The organism is Endobacterium panacihumi (assembly GCF_050847465.1).
Taxonomy (GTDB): domain Bacteria; phylum Pseudomonadota; class Alphaproteobacteria; order Rhizobiales; family Rhizobiaceae; genus Neorhizobium; species Neorhizobium panacihumi.
This window is the reverse complement of record NZ_JBOZRA010000001.1, coordinates 2,061,629-2,076,123: the sequence shown is the minus strand read 5'-3', so window position 1 is coordinate 2,076,123 and position 14,495 is coordinate 2,061,629. Positions and strand designations below refer to the sequence as shown.

The following is a 14,495-nucleotide window of genomic DNA, read 5'->3' as shown; positions in this document are numbered from 1 at the left end:
GAATGGGTGGTGCTGGCGAAGGAGACCTGCGAAATCCGGCCTCCGCTCATCACAAGTGAAATCCGAATGGACGACCCTGAGGTTTTCGAAAGCCTGTCAGCCATCGATGCCTATGCCGAACATGGCGATATCGGCTGTTTTCTGGACGGATCAAAACTTTTCGAAACTGTGCAGACGACGCGAGGATGGAATGCCGACAAGGCCAATCTCGAATATCTGCGCTTTTTGGGACGATCCGTCATCTCAGGTGAACTTTCAATGTATTCCGCCGACCCGGTGCGTACTCCTCCGGGCCTCATTGCGACCGGTGGAAAATGTTCAGACGCACCGAAAATGCCGGATGTTAGGCGTAGTCACGACCTTCTGATGAAGCATTTTGATGCGTTGATTAGGGCTGATGCGGCTATTGAAGAGCTTTGTTCGTCTCGGTCGGGGCCGAGCTGGAAATTTGCCGAGGTGGCGGAACAGGTCTTTGGCGAAAAGCCGACCAACGCCTTTCTCTTCATGGATGTCAGCCTGATCGCCTTGGGTGCCGGGTGGTACGAAGGGACGTCAGCGACCAGAAAGGGTACGCCGCGTCCGCCTTTATGTCGCTTCGAGTAGGCAGCAACTTGGTCGGTGAGCTCTTTCGATATCTCCGGTGCGCCACCTCGCGGTCGATGTTATAGGCTGATCTAAATCTGCCGTCATCCACCGGGGCGCTTATCTTGCTCACCATTCCGCTGCCGTTTTTCGCCGGCCTCGTTTTTGTGGCTACGCTGCATCTCAGCCTCAAGGGCGTGGAGCTGCCGGGCACGCGAAAAATCTTCAATGCCTTTCTAGCGCTGTATGCGGCACAGGGCATCGGCATCGGCCTGCGTTTCGGGTATGGCGTCGAAAGCCTCGTGCCGCTCCTGCCGGTGACGGCGTCTGCCATGCCGCCGCTCGCCTATCTCGCCTTTCGCAGCTTGACTGCCATGCCGGTCGAAAGGTTTTGGGTACACATCCTACCGCCGCTGGCTGTCGCGGTTTCCGTTGCCTTCGCCCGGCAGTTTGTCGATCTGCTGCTGTTTCTCACCTTTGTCGGCTACAGCATTGCGCTTTGGCGCATCACCCGTGCGGGCGGGGCTGAGGTGATGGCTGAAGCCGCCTTGCAGCGCATGCGTCCGGCGTTTCGGGCCGCACGATTGACGGCTGCCCTTATGCTGTTTTTTGCGCTCAGCGATGGCGCGCTTGCCATCTATGCGGAATTTTATGGCAATTCCGAAGTGCCGCTCGCCGTGTCGGTGATGAACTTGGCCGCCATCCTTGCCGTCGTCGCCTATTATCTGTGGCCGCAGATGCGGGAGGCTTCGCCAAAGCCGCAACAGCAACAGGCGCCGGCTGCATTGCCGGAGGACGAGGCGATCATCGCAAGCGTATCGACGGCGCTCGAAACGCTTTTTGCCGATGAAAATCTCAGCCTTGCCAAGCTTGCCCGCAAGGCCGGCCTGCCGGCACGTGATGTCTCTGTCGCGATCAATCGCGCCACCGGGCTCAATGTCTCGCAATTCGTCAACAATCGTCGCGTAGTCGAAGCCTGCCGGCTGCTGGATGAAACGCAAAAATCGGCAACCACGATCCTGTTCGATGTCGGGTTTTCGACCAAATCCAATTTCAATCGCGAGTTTCGCCGTGTGACCGGCAAAAGTCCGCGGCAGTGGAAGGCGCGCGACAGAAGCACAGCTGCCGTGTCGGCTAACGGGGTTGATCTTGTTGCCACAAAGCAACAAGTTGGAAACATCCAGCAATCATAATCCCGTGCAAGAAGGTGCGTGAATGAGGTCGAAGCCCCGTCGGTTGGACGCGTGGCGACCTGGCACCGGTAGGAAGACATGGCCAGACCCGATACCGATTTTGAAGAACTGCTCGATGTCGCCAGGCTGAAGGCCGATATCGAAGCGATCGCCACCATCCATGCCGGCAAGCCGGCGGATATGCGCGCAGCACTTCTGCCGCTTTTGCGCACCGTCAACACGGAAGGCCGCAACAAGGCGCGCGCGCTGCTGGAAGCCACCAAGGGCGGCGGCATTTTATGCGCGGAACGGATTTCCTGGCTGCAGGATCAGTTGATCGTCGCCATTCATGATCTGGTCGATAAGCATGTCTATCCGCAGGCGGCGGGCGCCACGGCCATTGCCGCCGTTGGCGGTTACGGCCGCGCCACGCTGGCGCCGGGCTCGGATATCGATCTTCTGTTCCTGCTGCCGTCCTCCAGCACCGATGCCATGCGCAAGTCGGTGGAGTTCCTGCTCTATGTCCTGTGGGATCTCGGCTTCAAGGTCGGTCATGCCACCCGCACGGTGGAGGAATGTATCCGCCTGTCGCGTGAGGACATGACCATCCGCACCGCCATTCTGGAAACCCGCTTCATCTGCGGAAAACAGTCCTTGGCGGAAGAACTGGATACCCGTTTCGACAACGAGATCGTCAAGAATTCCGGCCCGGATTTCATCGCCGCCAAACTGGCGGAACGCGACCTGCGCCACCAGAAGGCTGGCGATACCCGTTATCTGGTCGAGCCCAATGTCAAGGAAGGCAAGGGCGGCCTGCGCGATATCCAGACCCTGTTCTGGATCGCCAAATACCATTATGGCGTGCGCGACGCCGCTGCGCTCGTCAAGCGCGGGGTGCTGTCGCGCGCCGAACTGCGCCTGTTCGAAAAGGCCGAGGATTTTTTATGGGCGGTGCGCTGCCACATGCATTTCCTCACCGGCAAGGCGGAAGAACGCCTGTCCTTCGATATCCAGCGCGAAGTGGCGGCCGCCATTGGTTATAATGCGCGTCCGGGTCTTTCGGCCGTCGAACGCTTCATGAAGCATTATTTCCTCGTCACCAAGGATGTCGGAGATCTCACCCGCATTCTCTGCGCGGCACTGGAGGAGGAACAGGCCAAACCCGCCCCGGGCCTCACCGGCGTCATCTCCCGTTTCCGCTACCGCACGCGAAAAATCCCCGGCAGCAGCGAGTTCGTGGAAGACCGCGGCCGTATCGCGCTGGCCGATCCCGACGTATTTCGCCGTGATCCGGTTAGCCTCATCCGCTTTTTCCATGTCGCCGATCTCGCCGGGCTGGAATATCACCCGGACGCGCTGAAACAGGTCAATCGCGGCCTGCGGCTGATCGATAACGATCTGCGCGAGAACGAGGAAGCCAACCGCCTTTTCCTCTCCATCCTGACATCGCCGCGCATCCCGGCCATGACGCTGAAGCGCATGAACGAAGCCGGCGTTCTCGGCCGTTTCATTCCCGAATTCGGCCGCATCGTCGCGCTCATGCAGTTCAGCATGTACCACCACTATACGGTGGACGAGCACCTGATCCGCGCCGTCGAGGCGCTGTCGGATATCGACAAGGGCAAGTTCGGTGATGAACATCCGCTGATCAACAAGCTGATGCCGACCATCGAAGATCGCACCGCGCTTTATGTGGCCGTGCTGCTGCACGATATCGCCAAGGGCCGTCAGGAAGATCACTCTATCGCCGGCGCCCGTGTGGCGCGCAAACTCTGCCCGCGTTTCGGCCTCAACCCGAAACAGACCGAACTTGTCGTCTGGCTGATCGACCAGCATCTCTTGATGTCGATGACAGCCCAGACCCGCGATCTCAACGACCGCAAGACGATCACCGATTTTGCCGAACGTGTGCAGTCGATGGAGCGGCTGAAGGCGCTGCTCATCCTCACCGTCTGCGATATCCGTGCCGTGGGCCCGGGCGTGTGGAACGGCTGGAAGGGCCAGCTTCTGCGCACGCTCTATTTCGAAACCGAACTTCTGCTCTCCGGCGGTTTTTCGGAAACCTCACGCAAGGAGCGGGCAAAGGCTGCGGAAGAAGCCCTCGTCAAGGCGCTGGAAAACGGCTGGACCGCAAAGGACAAAAAACTTTACGGTCGCATGCACTACCAGCCCTACCTGCTCTCGGTGCCGCTGGATGATCAGATCCGCCATGCGGAATTTATCCGCGATACCGACAAGGCCGGCAAGGCGCTTGCCACCATGGTGCGCACCGACAGTTTTCGCGCGATCACCGAAATCACCGTTCTGGCGCCCGACCATCCGCGCCTGCTGTCGATCATCGCCGGCGCCTGTGCGGCGGCCGGTTCCAACATCGCCGACGCGCAGATCTTTACCACCAATGACGGTCGTGCGTTGGATACGATCCTCGTCAGCCGCGAATTCACCGATGATGCCGACGAACTGCGCCGCGCCGGCACGATCAGCCGCATGATCGAGGATGTACTGTCGGGCAAGAAGCGCTTGCCCGAGGTCATCGCCTCGCGTGCGAAATCCAAGAAACGCAACAAGACCTTTTCCGTCCACCCGTCGGTCACGATCTCCAACACGCTGTCCAACAAGTTCACCGTCATCGAGGTGGAATGCCTCGACCGCGTCGGCTTGCTTGCGGAAATCACCGCCGTGCTTTCCGATCTGTCGCTCGACATCAAATCGGCCCACATCACCACGTTTGGCGAGAAGGTCATCGATACGTTCTACGTGACCGATATCGTCGGCATGAAGATCACCAACGAAAACCGCCAGTCCAGCATAACCGCGCGCCTGAAACCGGTGATGAACGATCAGGACGACGAACTGCGCTCCCGTATGCCGTCGGGCATTATTGCTCCGGAACCTGCGCCGTCGGAAGGGTCGACGCCGGATCTGGGACCGGGGAATGCGCCGAGGTTGAAGGTGTGAGGAGCATGGGTGCCGTTCTAAGTGTATTGATAGAGGGCCTTTGCCTTGTCGAAATGGCGGGCGAGCATATCATCACGATGCATCATGATATGCATCGCTCCGTCACCGCTAAGATCGGAATGCATTAGGCGCGTACCAGCGAAATATTCACCGCCCCATGAAAATAACAGCCTAATCTCGTCGTCTCCCGGCCGGAAGGAGCGCGAGCGGTCATGCCTGAATTTTGGTTCGGGGTCATGCTGAATGGGAACCGGCCAACCGCCCAGCCTATCGCCAAATGGGCTGGCGTTCTCGCCATCGACAGCGGTCACAGGTGGTCGATAATCTGTTTTGGGCATCTCCAGGAAGTCAGACATTTGCGAATAGAATGCCGCTGAAGACTGCAGCCAGTGATACGGAACTGTGAGGATCGAATAGGGTTCAAGGACTTCCGCCATTGGCTGATCGAAAAAAGGTAACGTAGGGTCCTTCGCATCAGAAAGGATAACCAGCTCTTCGGGAGGAGAGTGTCGCTCCATTCCCGCAAGGTCTTCTTCAATCTGGAAAACGCTATATGCTTCGTGCTCGTCGTAGGCGGTTATATCCTCGAAGATGTACAGCATTCCGCTGTCAGGAAGATCGAGATCAAAACCCGCTTCCAGAGAAAGGATACTGAGATTCAATTGCGCAAAGAATGCCAGCGGAAACTCTTTTCGGCGCGCCGCTTCTCTAAGTTGATGGTAGACATCGCGGGTGGTAGTAGGCGCGCCGTCCTCTTCATTCGAGAGAGCCGGCCGAGTCGGCCAGCGAAATCCGACCGGTAGATCTGGAAGACCTCCCATTTTGCTGGTACCCGCTGGCAAATCCTTATCTTTCATCTGACGGCGGACGAAATCGATTGCAGGTTTAATCGTTGCGAGTATGCGATCTTCGAACTGCGACAGATTTTGATCTGCCAATGCAAGGCAGATGTCTTCCTTGTTCAAAAACGCAGCCATTGAGCCCTCTTCAATCACAAAGCTATTGGATGGCCCATTTAGGTCATGTGGGGCATTTTGGAAGTTATCCGGTCCCGACAGGCTTGAGCGTAGTCTTTCTTCGCGACAGAGGAAAAAGCAGCCGTATCTTTGGTTTTGCCCGCGAAACCCTGATGGTGGCAAGCCTCAGCGCCGCCCGAACCGCTTAATCCCCATGGACAAAGCTATCAATGACCCATTCTGATAAATCGGGCCATCGTCCTTCAAACATGTCGTCATGAGTCCAGAGCTGAACCGTTCCATCGGGCAAAAGGCAATAATAGTCGCCGTTATCCCGGCAGATCGGCAACCAGTCTGCTGGAACTCCAGACTGGCGCGCTTCGTCAATCACTCGTAGGATATTGAGCCGTCCCTCGCGATTTTCGCGCAGGTAAAGAAGCTCTTTGGCAAGCGCGATGTTGCCGACGCTCTGCACGAAATATCGGTAGTCCTGATGCAATCGGATGCCGCTTTCGGCCTCGACATACTGGATGACGCTTTCGTCCGGCAGCGGAATTTGAGAGGTGATGGCTTCCGGGTGGCCACGTACCAATTCAACTGCCTCTCGAATTTTCGCTGTCACCATCCGTGGAGCCTTTTGTCAAAAAACATCCTAAAAACATAGGCGCGCAACAGCGGCCAGCAACCCAACTGAGCGCTTGGCGGCGTCGCGGGAATTCGGGCTATAACGCTTGCGTGGCAATTTTTCGCCCTCTCCGTTAACCGATGGCCGTCCGCCCCACCTCCCGCTATAACACCCCCCACGAATCGAACCTCCCGGTGAGCCCCCGCATGAGCCTTGTGAAAAAATTCGCCACCGTCGGCGGTGCCACGCTCGGCAGCCGCATCTTCGGTTTTGCCCGCGAAACCCTGATGGCGGCAGCACTCGGCACCGGGCCAATGGCGGACGTGTTTTACGCCGCCTTCCGCTTTCCCAATCTCTTCCGTCGCCTGTTTGCCGAGGGCGCGTTCAACGCCGCCTTCGTGCCGCTCTTTTCCAAGGAGATCGAGGCCAATGGCGTCGAAGGCGCCAAGCGGTTTTCCGAGGAAGTGTTTGGCGTCCTGTTTTCAGCGCTGATGATCATCACCATCGCCATGGAACTGGCCATGCCCTGGCTGGTCACCTGGATCATCGCGCCCGGTTTTGCCGACGATCCGGAAAAGACCTCGATCACCATTCGCCTTGCGGCGGTGATGTTCCCTTACCTGATGTGCATGTCGCTGACGGCGATGATGAGCGGCATGCTCAATTCGCTGCACCACTTCTTTGCTGCCGCCATAGCGCCGGTCTTTTTGAATGTGGTGATGATCGCCGCCCTGTTTTACGCGCTGTGGACCGGTGCCGATCCGCTGTCGACCGCCTGGTATCTTTCCTGGAGCGTGCTCGTCGCCGGTGTCCTGCAGCTCGCCGTGGTTTATGTCGGTGTGCGCCATGCCGGCATAAAAATCGGCTTCCGCCGTCCGCGCATGACCCCTAACGTCAAGCGTCTGCTGGTTCTCGCCGTCCCCGCTGCCATCACTGGCGGCGTCACCCAGATCAACCAGATCATCGGCCAGGCCATTGCATCGGGCAAGGAAGGCGCGATCGCCGCCCTGCAATATGCCGACCGTATCTACCAGCTGCCCTTGGGCGTGGTCGGTGTCGCCGTCGGCGTCGTGCTTCTGCCGGAACTGGCGCGCGCGCTGAAGGGCGGCAATCTCAAGGAAGCCGCCAATATCCAGAACCGCTCGATCGAATTCGTGCTGTTCCTGACCTTGCCGGCTGCCGCCGGCCTCTGGGTCCTGTCGGATTCCATCATCCGCGTGCTTTATGAGCGCGGCGCATTCTCGGCGGAAAACACCGCCGTCGTCGGCTCCATTCTCGCGATCTACGGTCTCGGTCTTCCCGGTTTTGTGCTGATCAAGGCGCTGCAGCCCGGTTTTTACGCCCGCGAAGATACCAAGACGCCGATGCGTTTCACCATGATGGCCGTTGTGGTGAACTCGGCGCTCGCCATCTCGCTTTTCCCGTTGATCGAGGAGCGCGGCATCGCCACGGCGGAAGCCGCCGCCGGCTGGATCAACACCATTTTTCTGTTTTCCACGCTGGTCTGGCGCGGCCACCTGAAATGGGAATGGGCCTTTGCCCGCCGCACGGTCATGCTGCTTGTTTCGGCCGGCATCATGGCGGTCGTTTTGACCTATGCCTTAAGCTATGCGCGCCCCTGGCTTTCATCCGGTTCACACTTTTTGCAGCAGGTCGCGGCACTCGGCGTGCTGATCGCCATTTCCATGCTGGTCTATTTCTCTGTCGCCTTCCTGATTGGCGGCGCCGATCTCGGCATGATCCGCCGCAATCTCAAGCGCAAACCGAAACAGGCGGCGGCAGCGGTGGACCCGGAAGGCTGATCAGCTCTTGCGGTGGTGACGCTTCAGGTTCGCCAAACCACCCTTGCCCTTGGACTTTCCGCCGCAATGCGCCCAGCGGCGTTTTGGGCCGATATCGACATGAACGATGCCGTTGCAATACCGGCCGATGCCGCCAATGCCGGGTGCGCCGGCCGCTGCCGCAAGGATCGCCTTTTCCGAAACCCCCGGCACGCGGATGTCGGCGGCATAACAGCGGCTGTGCTGCGATGTGCCGGAACGCGGGCGGTGGCCGGATGTCACCATCGGTTTCTTGCCGGTCTTGGCGCGAATATGCGCAAGGATCGCCTCCAGTTTGTCCGGAAAACAGGCGGTACGGACACTGACGCGCTGAACCGTATAGGCGGCTGAATAATCATGCTTGAAAGTGGTGCCACGGCGTTTGCCGCTTTTATCCGCCGCGTCTGCGGAAATGGCTGAAAGTACGACGCTGGCTGTCACAAGGCAGGCAAGCGCGACGCGGGAAAAAATGCGCATTCTGGACTCCGAAACCGTGTCCGTCACTCATGGTGAACGGAAAGCTGATTTCGGGGTATTTCTTTTCTAAAAGTGACGGCAATAAGGGCGAAAATGCTCTAAATTAGTAAATGTAGCGCCATAATGATGAACAACTGTTAAGAATTGTGGATTTTTTTACTATTGATGTGGTATTTGAGGGTGCGTTTTCGGGATCGATTTCCCCAGAATGACCGCAGAACGCACGGCGCATTACGGACTGTCATATTTCCGGTAAAAATCCTTCATAATCCAGCGGTTGACACTCAGCCAAGCTGCGCCAGTTTCCCATGATACGCCGTGCATTTCACCGATGGATATGGCACCGACCCCAAGGTGCCGGCTCCTCCTTCTGCATCGACCACGAAAAACATTCGAATTTTCGTAAAAAAACGTCGATGCGCCGATAGTAAGAGGCCGATTTCGATGTTTGGTTTTTCAAAAGACGCATCTTCCCTCAATCCATTCAAGCGTAAAACGCCGTCAGTGAACACGCCGATCAGCAAGAATGTCATCCCGACAATGGCCGATAAGGTGCAGGCGGAGGCCAACAAGAAGGGCGCTTACGACAAGAAGGATGCGCCGCTTGCCATCACCGATGTGGTCAACACCTGTCTTGATGTCGCCTTCGGGTCAGCGGCTGGCGGCGCCAGTTCCGGTTATGCGGGCTTGGCACAGACGGTCGCCGACAGCGGCCAGAAAAGTTACAAGGCGACCAAAAGCGTCTCGGCGCCACCCAATCCGCTTTTTGTCGGTCACGGACACAGCCGGGGAGATCTGAACACTGAAAGCCCGGCCACGTTGAAATATCTCGAGCGTCGCCGGGTGAAGGAATTCGGTGGCAACGGTTTCAGCATTGCCGGCACGGTAGCGGTCGCCGCCTCAATGGGCACGCTGCCCGTCAATGCACTGTCGATTGCGCGCCAGGCCAATACGACCGGCTCTACGGCTGCCCATCTCACCAAGCTGAAAATTCTTGCACGCGAAATCGATGCGCTGGGTGGAAGTGCGGAACGTGGCGTCACTCTGTCGGAGCTTGTGCGCGAGGTCATGAAGGTCAAGGCGCACAAGACGGGTATCGAGGGCACAAAACTCGTGACCGGCTCCATTCCTGTTCTGGGTGAAATCGTCACCGCCAGCATCAATGCCGGCATCAACGGCGCGACATCCGCCGCAAAAACCTTCGACAAGGCCTATCACGCCAAAAACTGCGCAAAGCTGGCGCTGGAAATCCACTGGCGCGCCTATCAGGAACAGTTTTCCGCCTTCTGCCGCATGCACAAGCTCGATCCGGCCGATTTTTTCGAGCGCGATAATTATCTCGCACGCAAGCGTCCGCCACGTCTCACCGGCCTGGGATTGAAAAAGGCCAATGAAAAACTGCGCGAGGCGGATCGCCCGCCACGCTTGACCGGCAAGGGCCTTGCCGCCGCCCGCGAGGCGCTGGAAGCGCATGATCCGCCACAGCATCGCCTGCCGTCCCGCGAGTTCGACCGGGTGGTACACGATGCCCGCCAGAGCTTTTATTTTCACCGCGATGCCGGCCCGGCCACCAGCCTCGTCACCGAACTTTATACCCGTCGTTCGGCGCTGGCCGTGCTCGGCAAATACGATATTGCGGCACTGATCATGGAGCCCGGCGGCTGGGTGGCGCTGACGGACAAGATTGCGTCCTTGTGAGGAGGAGCGGGCGGAGCAGGTCTCAGTCTTCCTGGAAAAGCCGTTCCCAATCCTGTCTTCCGCTCACGACACGAATGACAAATAGGTCCTCAGGGTCGGCGTGATAGACGATCGCATGGCTTCGGTGAAAATGCACGCGGACGGGTTGCTTGAACTCCGTCCGCTCTCGGGCAAGGCGCGGATGTTGTCGGAGCATCTCCAACGTATCCTGCAGGTCGGCATAATACCGCTCGGCTTGCTCGATGCCGAATTGCACAGCGCCATAGACATAGATCCCGATCAGGTCTTCCTCTGCCTGAACGGAAAATTTTAATCTCATGAATGCCCGCCACGAACGCGACGCCGCGCTTCGAGCAGTATGCCCGTCATGTCCTTGTCGCTGATGCCGCTGTTCATTCCTTCGTCGATGATCGCTTGCAGGCCTTCCAAGTCCGCCCGTCGTTCCTGATCGCGTCGAATGAGATCGCGCACATAATCGCTGGCATTGCCATAACGGCCGCTTTGCGTCTGCTCCTCGACCCAGGTCTTCATCTGGTCGGGTAGAGAAATGTTCATCGTGGCCATTCAAAACTCCTTTGGCAAAGTTTGCCAAAAATAACTCGAATTTACAATATTTGACAAAAGCCCGGGGACGTTTTGAGGGGTCGATTCAACGATATCAACACGTTGACTCCGAGTTCATCCCCACATTTCGGGATCGTGCGATACTTCACGCGTTCTGTTTCGGCTACACCGGTCTGCATTGCCGGCGAGACAGGGCCGGTGATCGCATGGGACGCCCTGATGCAGGTGATCCATGCGGGGCTGCGCAGAAAATGGTCTTCCTCTCGCCTGAAAGATGGCGGGGCGTGCGTGTGTCGCACACAAACCGGCTCGATCTAATAACCAATAACAGCGAGTCGCCGCAGAAGGACCGGAGTTGCGCGGAAAAACCACCGAACGGGGCACGTCGTGCGCCATTATAAAATTAAATTAGGAGGCACAGGACGTGCCCCGGCCGCATAACCCGCAAACGACAGCGGGCAAAAATTGAAAAACCGGGATCGCCAAGGGACGACTCTGTCTTCAAAAATGCCAACCACGTCCGAAACCGTGAGGAGCCGCCATGCCACAGTGTTCGCTTTTTCTCGTCACCCTGGTCGTGCACGATTATGATCGTGCCAAGGCGTTCTATTGCGATGCCCTCGGTTTCGACTGTCTTGAAGATACGCCACAGCCCGATGGAAAGCGCTGGCTCGTGGTTCGGCCGAACGGCGGTGAGGGAGCGTCGCTGCTTCTGGCCCAGGCTGCATCCGAAAGCCAGAAAGCTGCGATCGGACGTCAGACCGGTGGTCGTGTCGGCTTCTTCCTGAAAACCGATGATTTTGCCCGCGATCATGCCGCCATGCTCGCCAAAGGCGTCGTGTTTCTCGAACAACCGCGCCATGAAATCTACGGCACGGTTGCCGTGTTCACCGATCCCTATGGCAATAGCTGGGATTTGATTGAGCATGCAGACGGTTGAGCTCTTGATCCCGACCGGCGCGCCGTGCATAAGCCCGGCCGTTAGCAACATGGGCGACATGAGCTCAAAAGGCCGGGCAATCCGTCCTGCTCACCATGCCCTGGGGCCTTCCACAAGCCTGATGAGGACGACATGAACACGTTTAAGCCGCTCGTATTTTCCGGCGTACAGCCGACGGGCAATCTCCATCTCGGAAACTATCTCGGCGCCATCCGCAAATTCGTGGCGCTGCAGCAGGATAACGACTGCATCTATTGCGTCGTCGATCTGCACGCCATCACCGCCCAGCTCGTCCATGACGACCTGAAGGGCCAGATCCGCTCCATCGCCGCCGCCTTCATCGCCTCGGGCATCGATCCGGTCAAACATATCGTGTTCAACCAGTCGGCCGTGCCGCAGCATGCAGAGCTTGCCTGGATCTTCAACTGTGTCGCGCGCATCGGCTGGATGAACCGCATGACGCAGTTCAAGGACAAGGCCGGCAAGGACCGCGAAAACGCCTCGCTCGGCCTGCTCGCCTATCCGAGCCTGATGGCCGCCGACATTCTGGTCTATCGCGCAACCCATGTGCCGGTCGGTGACGACCAGAAACAGCATCTGGAACTGGCCCGCGATATCGCCCAGCGTTTCAACATTGATTTCGGCCCAAAGATCCGCGAGACCGGAACGGGTGTGGACATGATCGTTGGCGAAGAACCGATCCACGGTTATTTCCCGTTGGTCGAGCCGCTGATCGGCGGCCCGGCGCCGCGCGTCATGTCTTTGAAGGACGGCACGAAAAAGATGTCGAAGTCGGATCCGTCGGATCTGTCGCGTATCAACCTGATGGACGATGCCGACACGATTTTGAAGAAGATTCGCAAGGCCAAGACCGACCCCGACGCGCTTCCGAGCGAAGTCGATGGTCTCGAAGGCCGCCCGGAAGCCGCCAATCTGGTCGGCATCTATGCTGCCCTGTCGGACAAGACCAAGGCGGACGTTCTTGCCGAATTCGGCGGCCAGCAGTTTTCGGTGTTCAAGCCGGCGCTTGCCGATCTGGCGGTTGAGGTGCTTGCCCCCATCACCACGGAAATGCGCCGCCTGATGGACGACACGACGCATATCGACGCGATCCTCAAGGATGGCGGCGAACGCGCCCGTGCCCGTGCCGAAAAGACCATGAACGAGGTTTCCGATATTATCGGTTTCCTGCGGTAAGAATGGCTGCCGGCCTGTAAGGGCCGGTGGTTTATCGTGAAACGAGACGGTGCGGCCTGCTCCCTTCTCCCCGCTTGCGGGGAGAAGGTGGCGGCAGCCGGATGAGGGGCAAGAGCCTCGAACTTCAGCGTTGCGTCTGCCCCTCATCCCCTCGCTATCGCTCCGGACCTTCTCCCCATTTCAATGGGGAGAAGGGACAAGCCGCACCATCCCGGACCACTTTCCTTCCCCTTCTTTCCCATCCCCGCCGAATTGTATAATGTCCATCACGACCAGACGGGTCGTGTCAGCGCATCAGGGGGATCGGCATGGTTTCAACTCGGCTATCGCGCCTCGAAGGCCACCGCCGAAAATTCATGGCGGTCATCGATGGCACGCCGGAATGTGAAAAGGCCGTGCACTATGCCGGACGCCGCGCCAAAAATTCCAATGGCGCACTCTTGCTGCTTTATCTCATCCCAGAAGGCGACTTCCAGCAATGGCTGGGTGTCGAGGCGATCATGCGCGCCGAAGCCCGCGAAGAAGCCGAGGCCGTCATGGCCAAGGCCGCCCAGAGTGTGCGGGAAAGTATCGGAATCGATCCCGAAGTGGTAATCCGTGAAGGCAACGCTGCCGACGAGATCAATTCACTGATCGAGGAAGATCAGGATATCGCCATTCTTGTTCTAGCCGCCGGTTCCGCCAAGGAAGGGCCGGGGCCGCTCGTCACCTCGATTGCCGGCCGCACCGCAGCCTTCCCCATTCCCGTGACGGTTCTGCCGAGCACGCTGACCGACGAGGAAATCGATGCGCTGGCATAAGGTCTTTGTCCTTGCGCACAAACCTTCGCTCTTGACCTTGTTTCCGCAAAGGCGCACTTGAACCGAAACCTGAACGGTCTTATCTTCTTTGGAAGAATTCTAAACGGCGAGCGCCTTTCGCCAGGAGACATAAAAATGTTCATTCAGACGGAAGCCACGCCGAACCCGGCCACCCTGAAATTCCTTCCGGGCAAGGTCGTGCTGGAAAACGGCACCGCCGAATTCCGTTCCGCTGCCGAGGCTGAGAAGTCTCCGCTTGCTGCCCGTCTGTTCGACGTGCCGGGCGTTACCGGCGTCTATTTCGGTTACGACTTCATCACCGTCAGCAAGTCCGATGCCGAGTGGCAGCACTTGAAGCCCGCCATTCTCGGTTCGATCATGGAACACTTCATGTCCGGCCAGCCGGTCATGGGCGGCGGTTCCGCCATGGCGGAAGCCACCGATGAGGAAGGCGAGTTTTTTGAGGAAGGCGACGAAACCGTTGTTGCCACCATCAAGGAACTGCTTGAAACCCGCGTTCGTCCGGCCGTTGCGCAGGATGGTGGCGATATCACCTTCAAGGGTTACAAGGACGGTACCGTCTACCTCAACATGAAGGGCGCCTGCGCCGGTTGCCCGTCCTCGACCGCCACGCTCAAGCATGGCGTACAGAACCTGCTCAAGCACTTTGTGCCGGAAGTGCAGGCCGTCGAATCCCTCTGATAAA

General features: G+C 58.3%; 15 protein-coding genes. 9 read left to right on the top strand and 6 right to left on the bottom strand.

Annotated features, from left to right (window positions below):
- The first annotated feature begins 6 nt into the window (after nt 1-6).
- From ACRQ1B_RS10340 to ACRQ1B_RS10330, 3 genes are all read left to right on the top strand, one after another.
- Nucleotides 7-603: a hypothetical protein gene (locus tag ACRQ1B_RS10340; protein WP_432293482.1), complete on the top strand. Its 597-nt coding sequence runs from the start codon at nt 7-9 to the stop codon at nt 601-603.
- A 104-nt stretch (nt 604-707) separates the two neighbouring features.
- On the top strand, nt 708-1,775 hold the full coding sequence (locus ACRQ1B_RS10335; RefSeq protein WP_432293481.1) for a helix-turn-helix domain-containing protein: 1,068 nt from the start codon (nt 708-710) through the stop codon (nt 1,773-1,775).
- Between the two features lie 78 nt (nt 1,776-1,853).
- A complete protein-coding gene (locus ACRQ1B_RS10330) occupies nt 1,854-4,712 on the top strand; it encodes a [protein-PII] uridylyltransferase (RefSeq protein ID WP_432293480.1) in 2,859 nt (952 codons plus the stop codon).
- A gap of 17 nt (nt 4,713-4,729) precedes the next feature.
- Here ACRQ1B_RS10330 and ACRQ1B_RS10325 read toward each other — a convergent pair whose 3' ends face one another.
- Together ACRQ1B_RS10325 and ACRQ1B_RS10320 are read right to left on the bottom strand one after the other, a co-directional pair.
- Entirely contained in the window at nt 4,730-5,689 is a 960-nt protein-coding gene (locus tag ACRQ1B_RS10325) for a DUF1963 domain-containing protein (protein ID WP_432293479.1), read from the bottom strand.
- A 184-nt stretch (nt 5,690-5,873) separates the two neighbouring features.
- Entirely contained in the window at nt 5,874-6,293 is a 420-nt protein-coding gene (locus tag ACRQ1B_RS10320) for an SMI1/KNR4 family protein (RefSeq protein ID WP_432293478.1), read from the bottom strand.
- Nucleotides 6,294-6,499: 206 nt separating this feature from the next.
- On the opposite strand from ACRQ1B_RS10320, the gene murJ reads away from it, so the two are divergent.
- Nucleotides 6,500-8,095, top strand: a complete 1,596-nt coding sequence (murJ, locus tag ACRQ1B_RS10315) for a murein biosynthesis integral membrane protein MurJ (protein WP_432293477.1) — start codon at nt 6,500-6,502, stop codon at nt 8,093-8,095.
- On the opposite strand, the gene ACRQ1B_RS10310 is transcribed toward murJ, so the two are convergent.
- Both ACRQ1B_RS10310 and ACRQ1B_RS10305 read right to left on the bottom strand, forming a co-directional pair.
- A complete protein-coding gene (locus ACRQ1B_RS10310; protein ID WP_432293476.1) occupies nt 8,096-8,590 on the bottom strand; it encodes a D-Ala-D-Ala carboxypeptidase family metallohydrolase in 495 nt (164 codons plus the stop codon).
- A gap of 284 nt (nt 8,591-8,874) precedes the next feature.
- Nucleotides 8,875-9,114, bottom strand: a complete 240-nt coding sequence (locus ACRQ1B_RS10305) for a hypothetical protein (RefSeq protein ID WP_432293475.1) — start codon at nt 9,112-9,114, stop codon at nt 8,875-8,877.
- 16 nt (nt 9,115-9,130) lie between these two features.
- On the opposite strand from ACRQ1B_RS10305, the gene ACRQ1B_RS10300 reads away from it, so the two are divergent.
- Nucleotides 9,131-10,288 (top strand): hypothetical protein, encoded by a 1,158-nt coding sequence (locus tag ACRQ1B_RS10300; protein WP_432293474.1) that lies wholly within the window; start codon nt 9,131-9,133, stop codon nt 10,286-10,288.
- A 22-nt stretch (nt 10,289-10,310) separates the two neighbouring features.
- On the opposite strand, the gene ACRQ1B_RS10295 is transcribed toward ACRQ1B_RS10300, so the two are convergent.
- Entirely contained in the window at nt 10,311-10,607 is a 297-nt protein-coding gene (locus ACRQ1B_RS10295) for a type II toxin-antitoxin system RelE/ParE family toxin (protein WP_432293473.1), read from the bottom strand.
- Complete coding sequence (locus ACRQ1B_RS10290; protein ID WP_432293472.1) at nt 10,604-10,852, bottom strand: type II toxin-antitoxin system ParD family antitoxin; 249 nt, start codon at nt 10,850-10,852, stop codon at nt 10,604-10,606. The genes ACRQ1B_RS10295 and ACRQ1B_RS10290 overlap by 4 nt, the downstream gene beginning before the upstream one ends.
- Before the next feature lie 541 nt (nt 10,853-11,393).
- Between ACRQ1B_RS10290 and ACRQ1B_RS10285 the strand changes: the two genes are divergently transcribed.
- From ACRQ1B_RS10285 to ACRQ1B_RS10270, 4 genes are all read left to right on the top strand, one after another.
- Complete coding sequence (locus ACRQ1B_RS10285) at nt 11,394-11,792, top strand: VOC family protein (protein WP_432293471.1); 399 nt, start codon at nt 11,394-11,396, stop codon at nt 11,790-11,792.
- 132 nt (nt 11,793-11,924) lie between these two features.
- Entirely contained in the window at nt 11,925-12,989 is a 1,065-nt protein-coding gene (gene trpS, locus ACRQ1B_RS10280) for a tryptophan--tRNA ligase (protein ID WP_432293470.1), read from the top strand.
- 308 nt (nt 12,990-13,297) lie between these two features.
- Entirely contained in the window at nt 13,298-13,789 is a 492-nt protein-coding gene (locus ACRQ1B_RS10275; protein WP_132276496.1) for a universal stress protein, read from the top strand.
- 135 nt (nt 13,790-13,924) lie between these two features.
- The gene (locus ACRQ1B_RS10270; protein ID WP_432293469.1) at nt 13,925-14,491 is read left to right on the top strand and encodes a NifU family protein; all 567 of its coding nucleotides are present in this window, start codon (nt 13,925-13,927) and stop codon (nt 14,489-14,491) included.
- Nucleotides 14,492-14,495: the final 4 nt, after the last annotated feature.

Bases quoted from the DNA above. Each gene is read 5' to 3' on its own strand.
- trpS (WP_432293470.1), top strand. From the start codon at position 11,925: ATGAACACGTTTAAGCCGCTCGTATTTTCCGGCGTACAGCCGACGGGC.
- ACRQ1B_RS10270 (WP_432293469.1), top strand. From the start codon at position 13,925: ATGTTCATTCAGACGGAAGCCACGCCGAACCCGGCCACCCTGAAATTC.
- ACRQ1B_RS10320 (WP_432293478.1), bottom strand. From the start codon at position 6,293: ATGGTGACAGCGAAAATTCGAGAGGCAGTTGAATTGGTACGTGGCCAC.
- ACRQ1B_RS10310 (WP_432293476.1), bottom strand. From the start codon at position 8,590: ATGCGCATTTTTTCCCGCGTCGCGCTTGCCTGCCTTGTGACAGCCAGC.
- murJ (WP_432293477.1), top strand. From the start codon at position 6,500: ATGAGCCTTGTGAAAAAATTCGCCACCGTCGGCGGTGCCACGCTCGGC.
- ACRQ1B_RS10330 (WP_432293480.1), top strand. From the start codon at position 1,854: ATGGCCAGACCCGATACCGATTTTGAAGAACTGCTCGATGTCGCCAGG.
- ACRQ1B_RS10295 (WP_432293473.1), bottom strand. From the start codon at position 10,607: ATGAGATTAAAATTTTCCGTTCAGGCAGAGGAAGACCTGATCGGGATC.
- ACRQ1B_RS10275 (WP_132276496.1), top strand. From the start codon at position 13,298: ATGGTTTCAACTCGGCTATCGCGCCTCGAAGGCCACCGCCGAAAATTC.
- ACRQ1B_RS10285 (WP_432293471.1), top strand. From the start codon at position 11,394: ATGCCACAGTGTTCGCTTTTTCTCGTCACCCTGGTCGTGCACGATTAT.
- ACRQ1B_RS10300 (WP_432293474.1), top strand. From the start codon at position 9,131: ATGGCCGATAAGGTGCAGGCGGAGGCCAACAAGAAGGGCGCTTACGAC.
- ACRQ1B_RS10325 (WP_432293479.1), bottom strand. From the start codon at position 5,689: ATGGCTGCGTTTTTGAACAAGGAAGACATCTGCCTTGCATTGGCAGAT.
- ACRQ1B_RS10290 (WP_432293472.1), bottom strand. From the start codon at position 10,852: ATGGCCACGATGAACATTTCTCTACCCGACCAGATGAAGACCTGGGTC.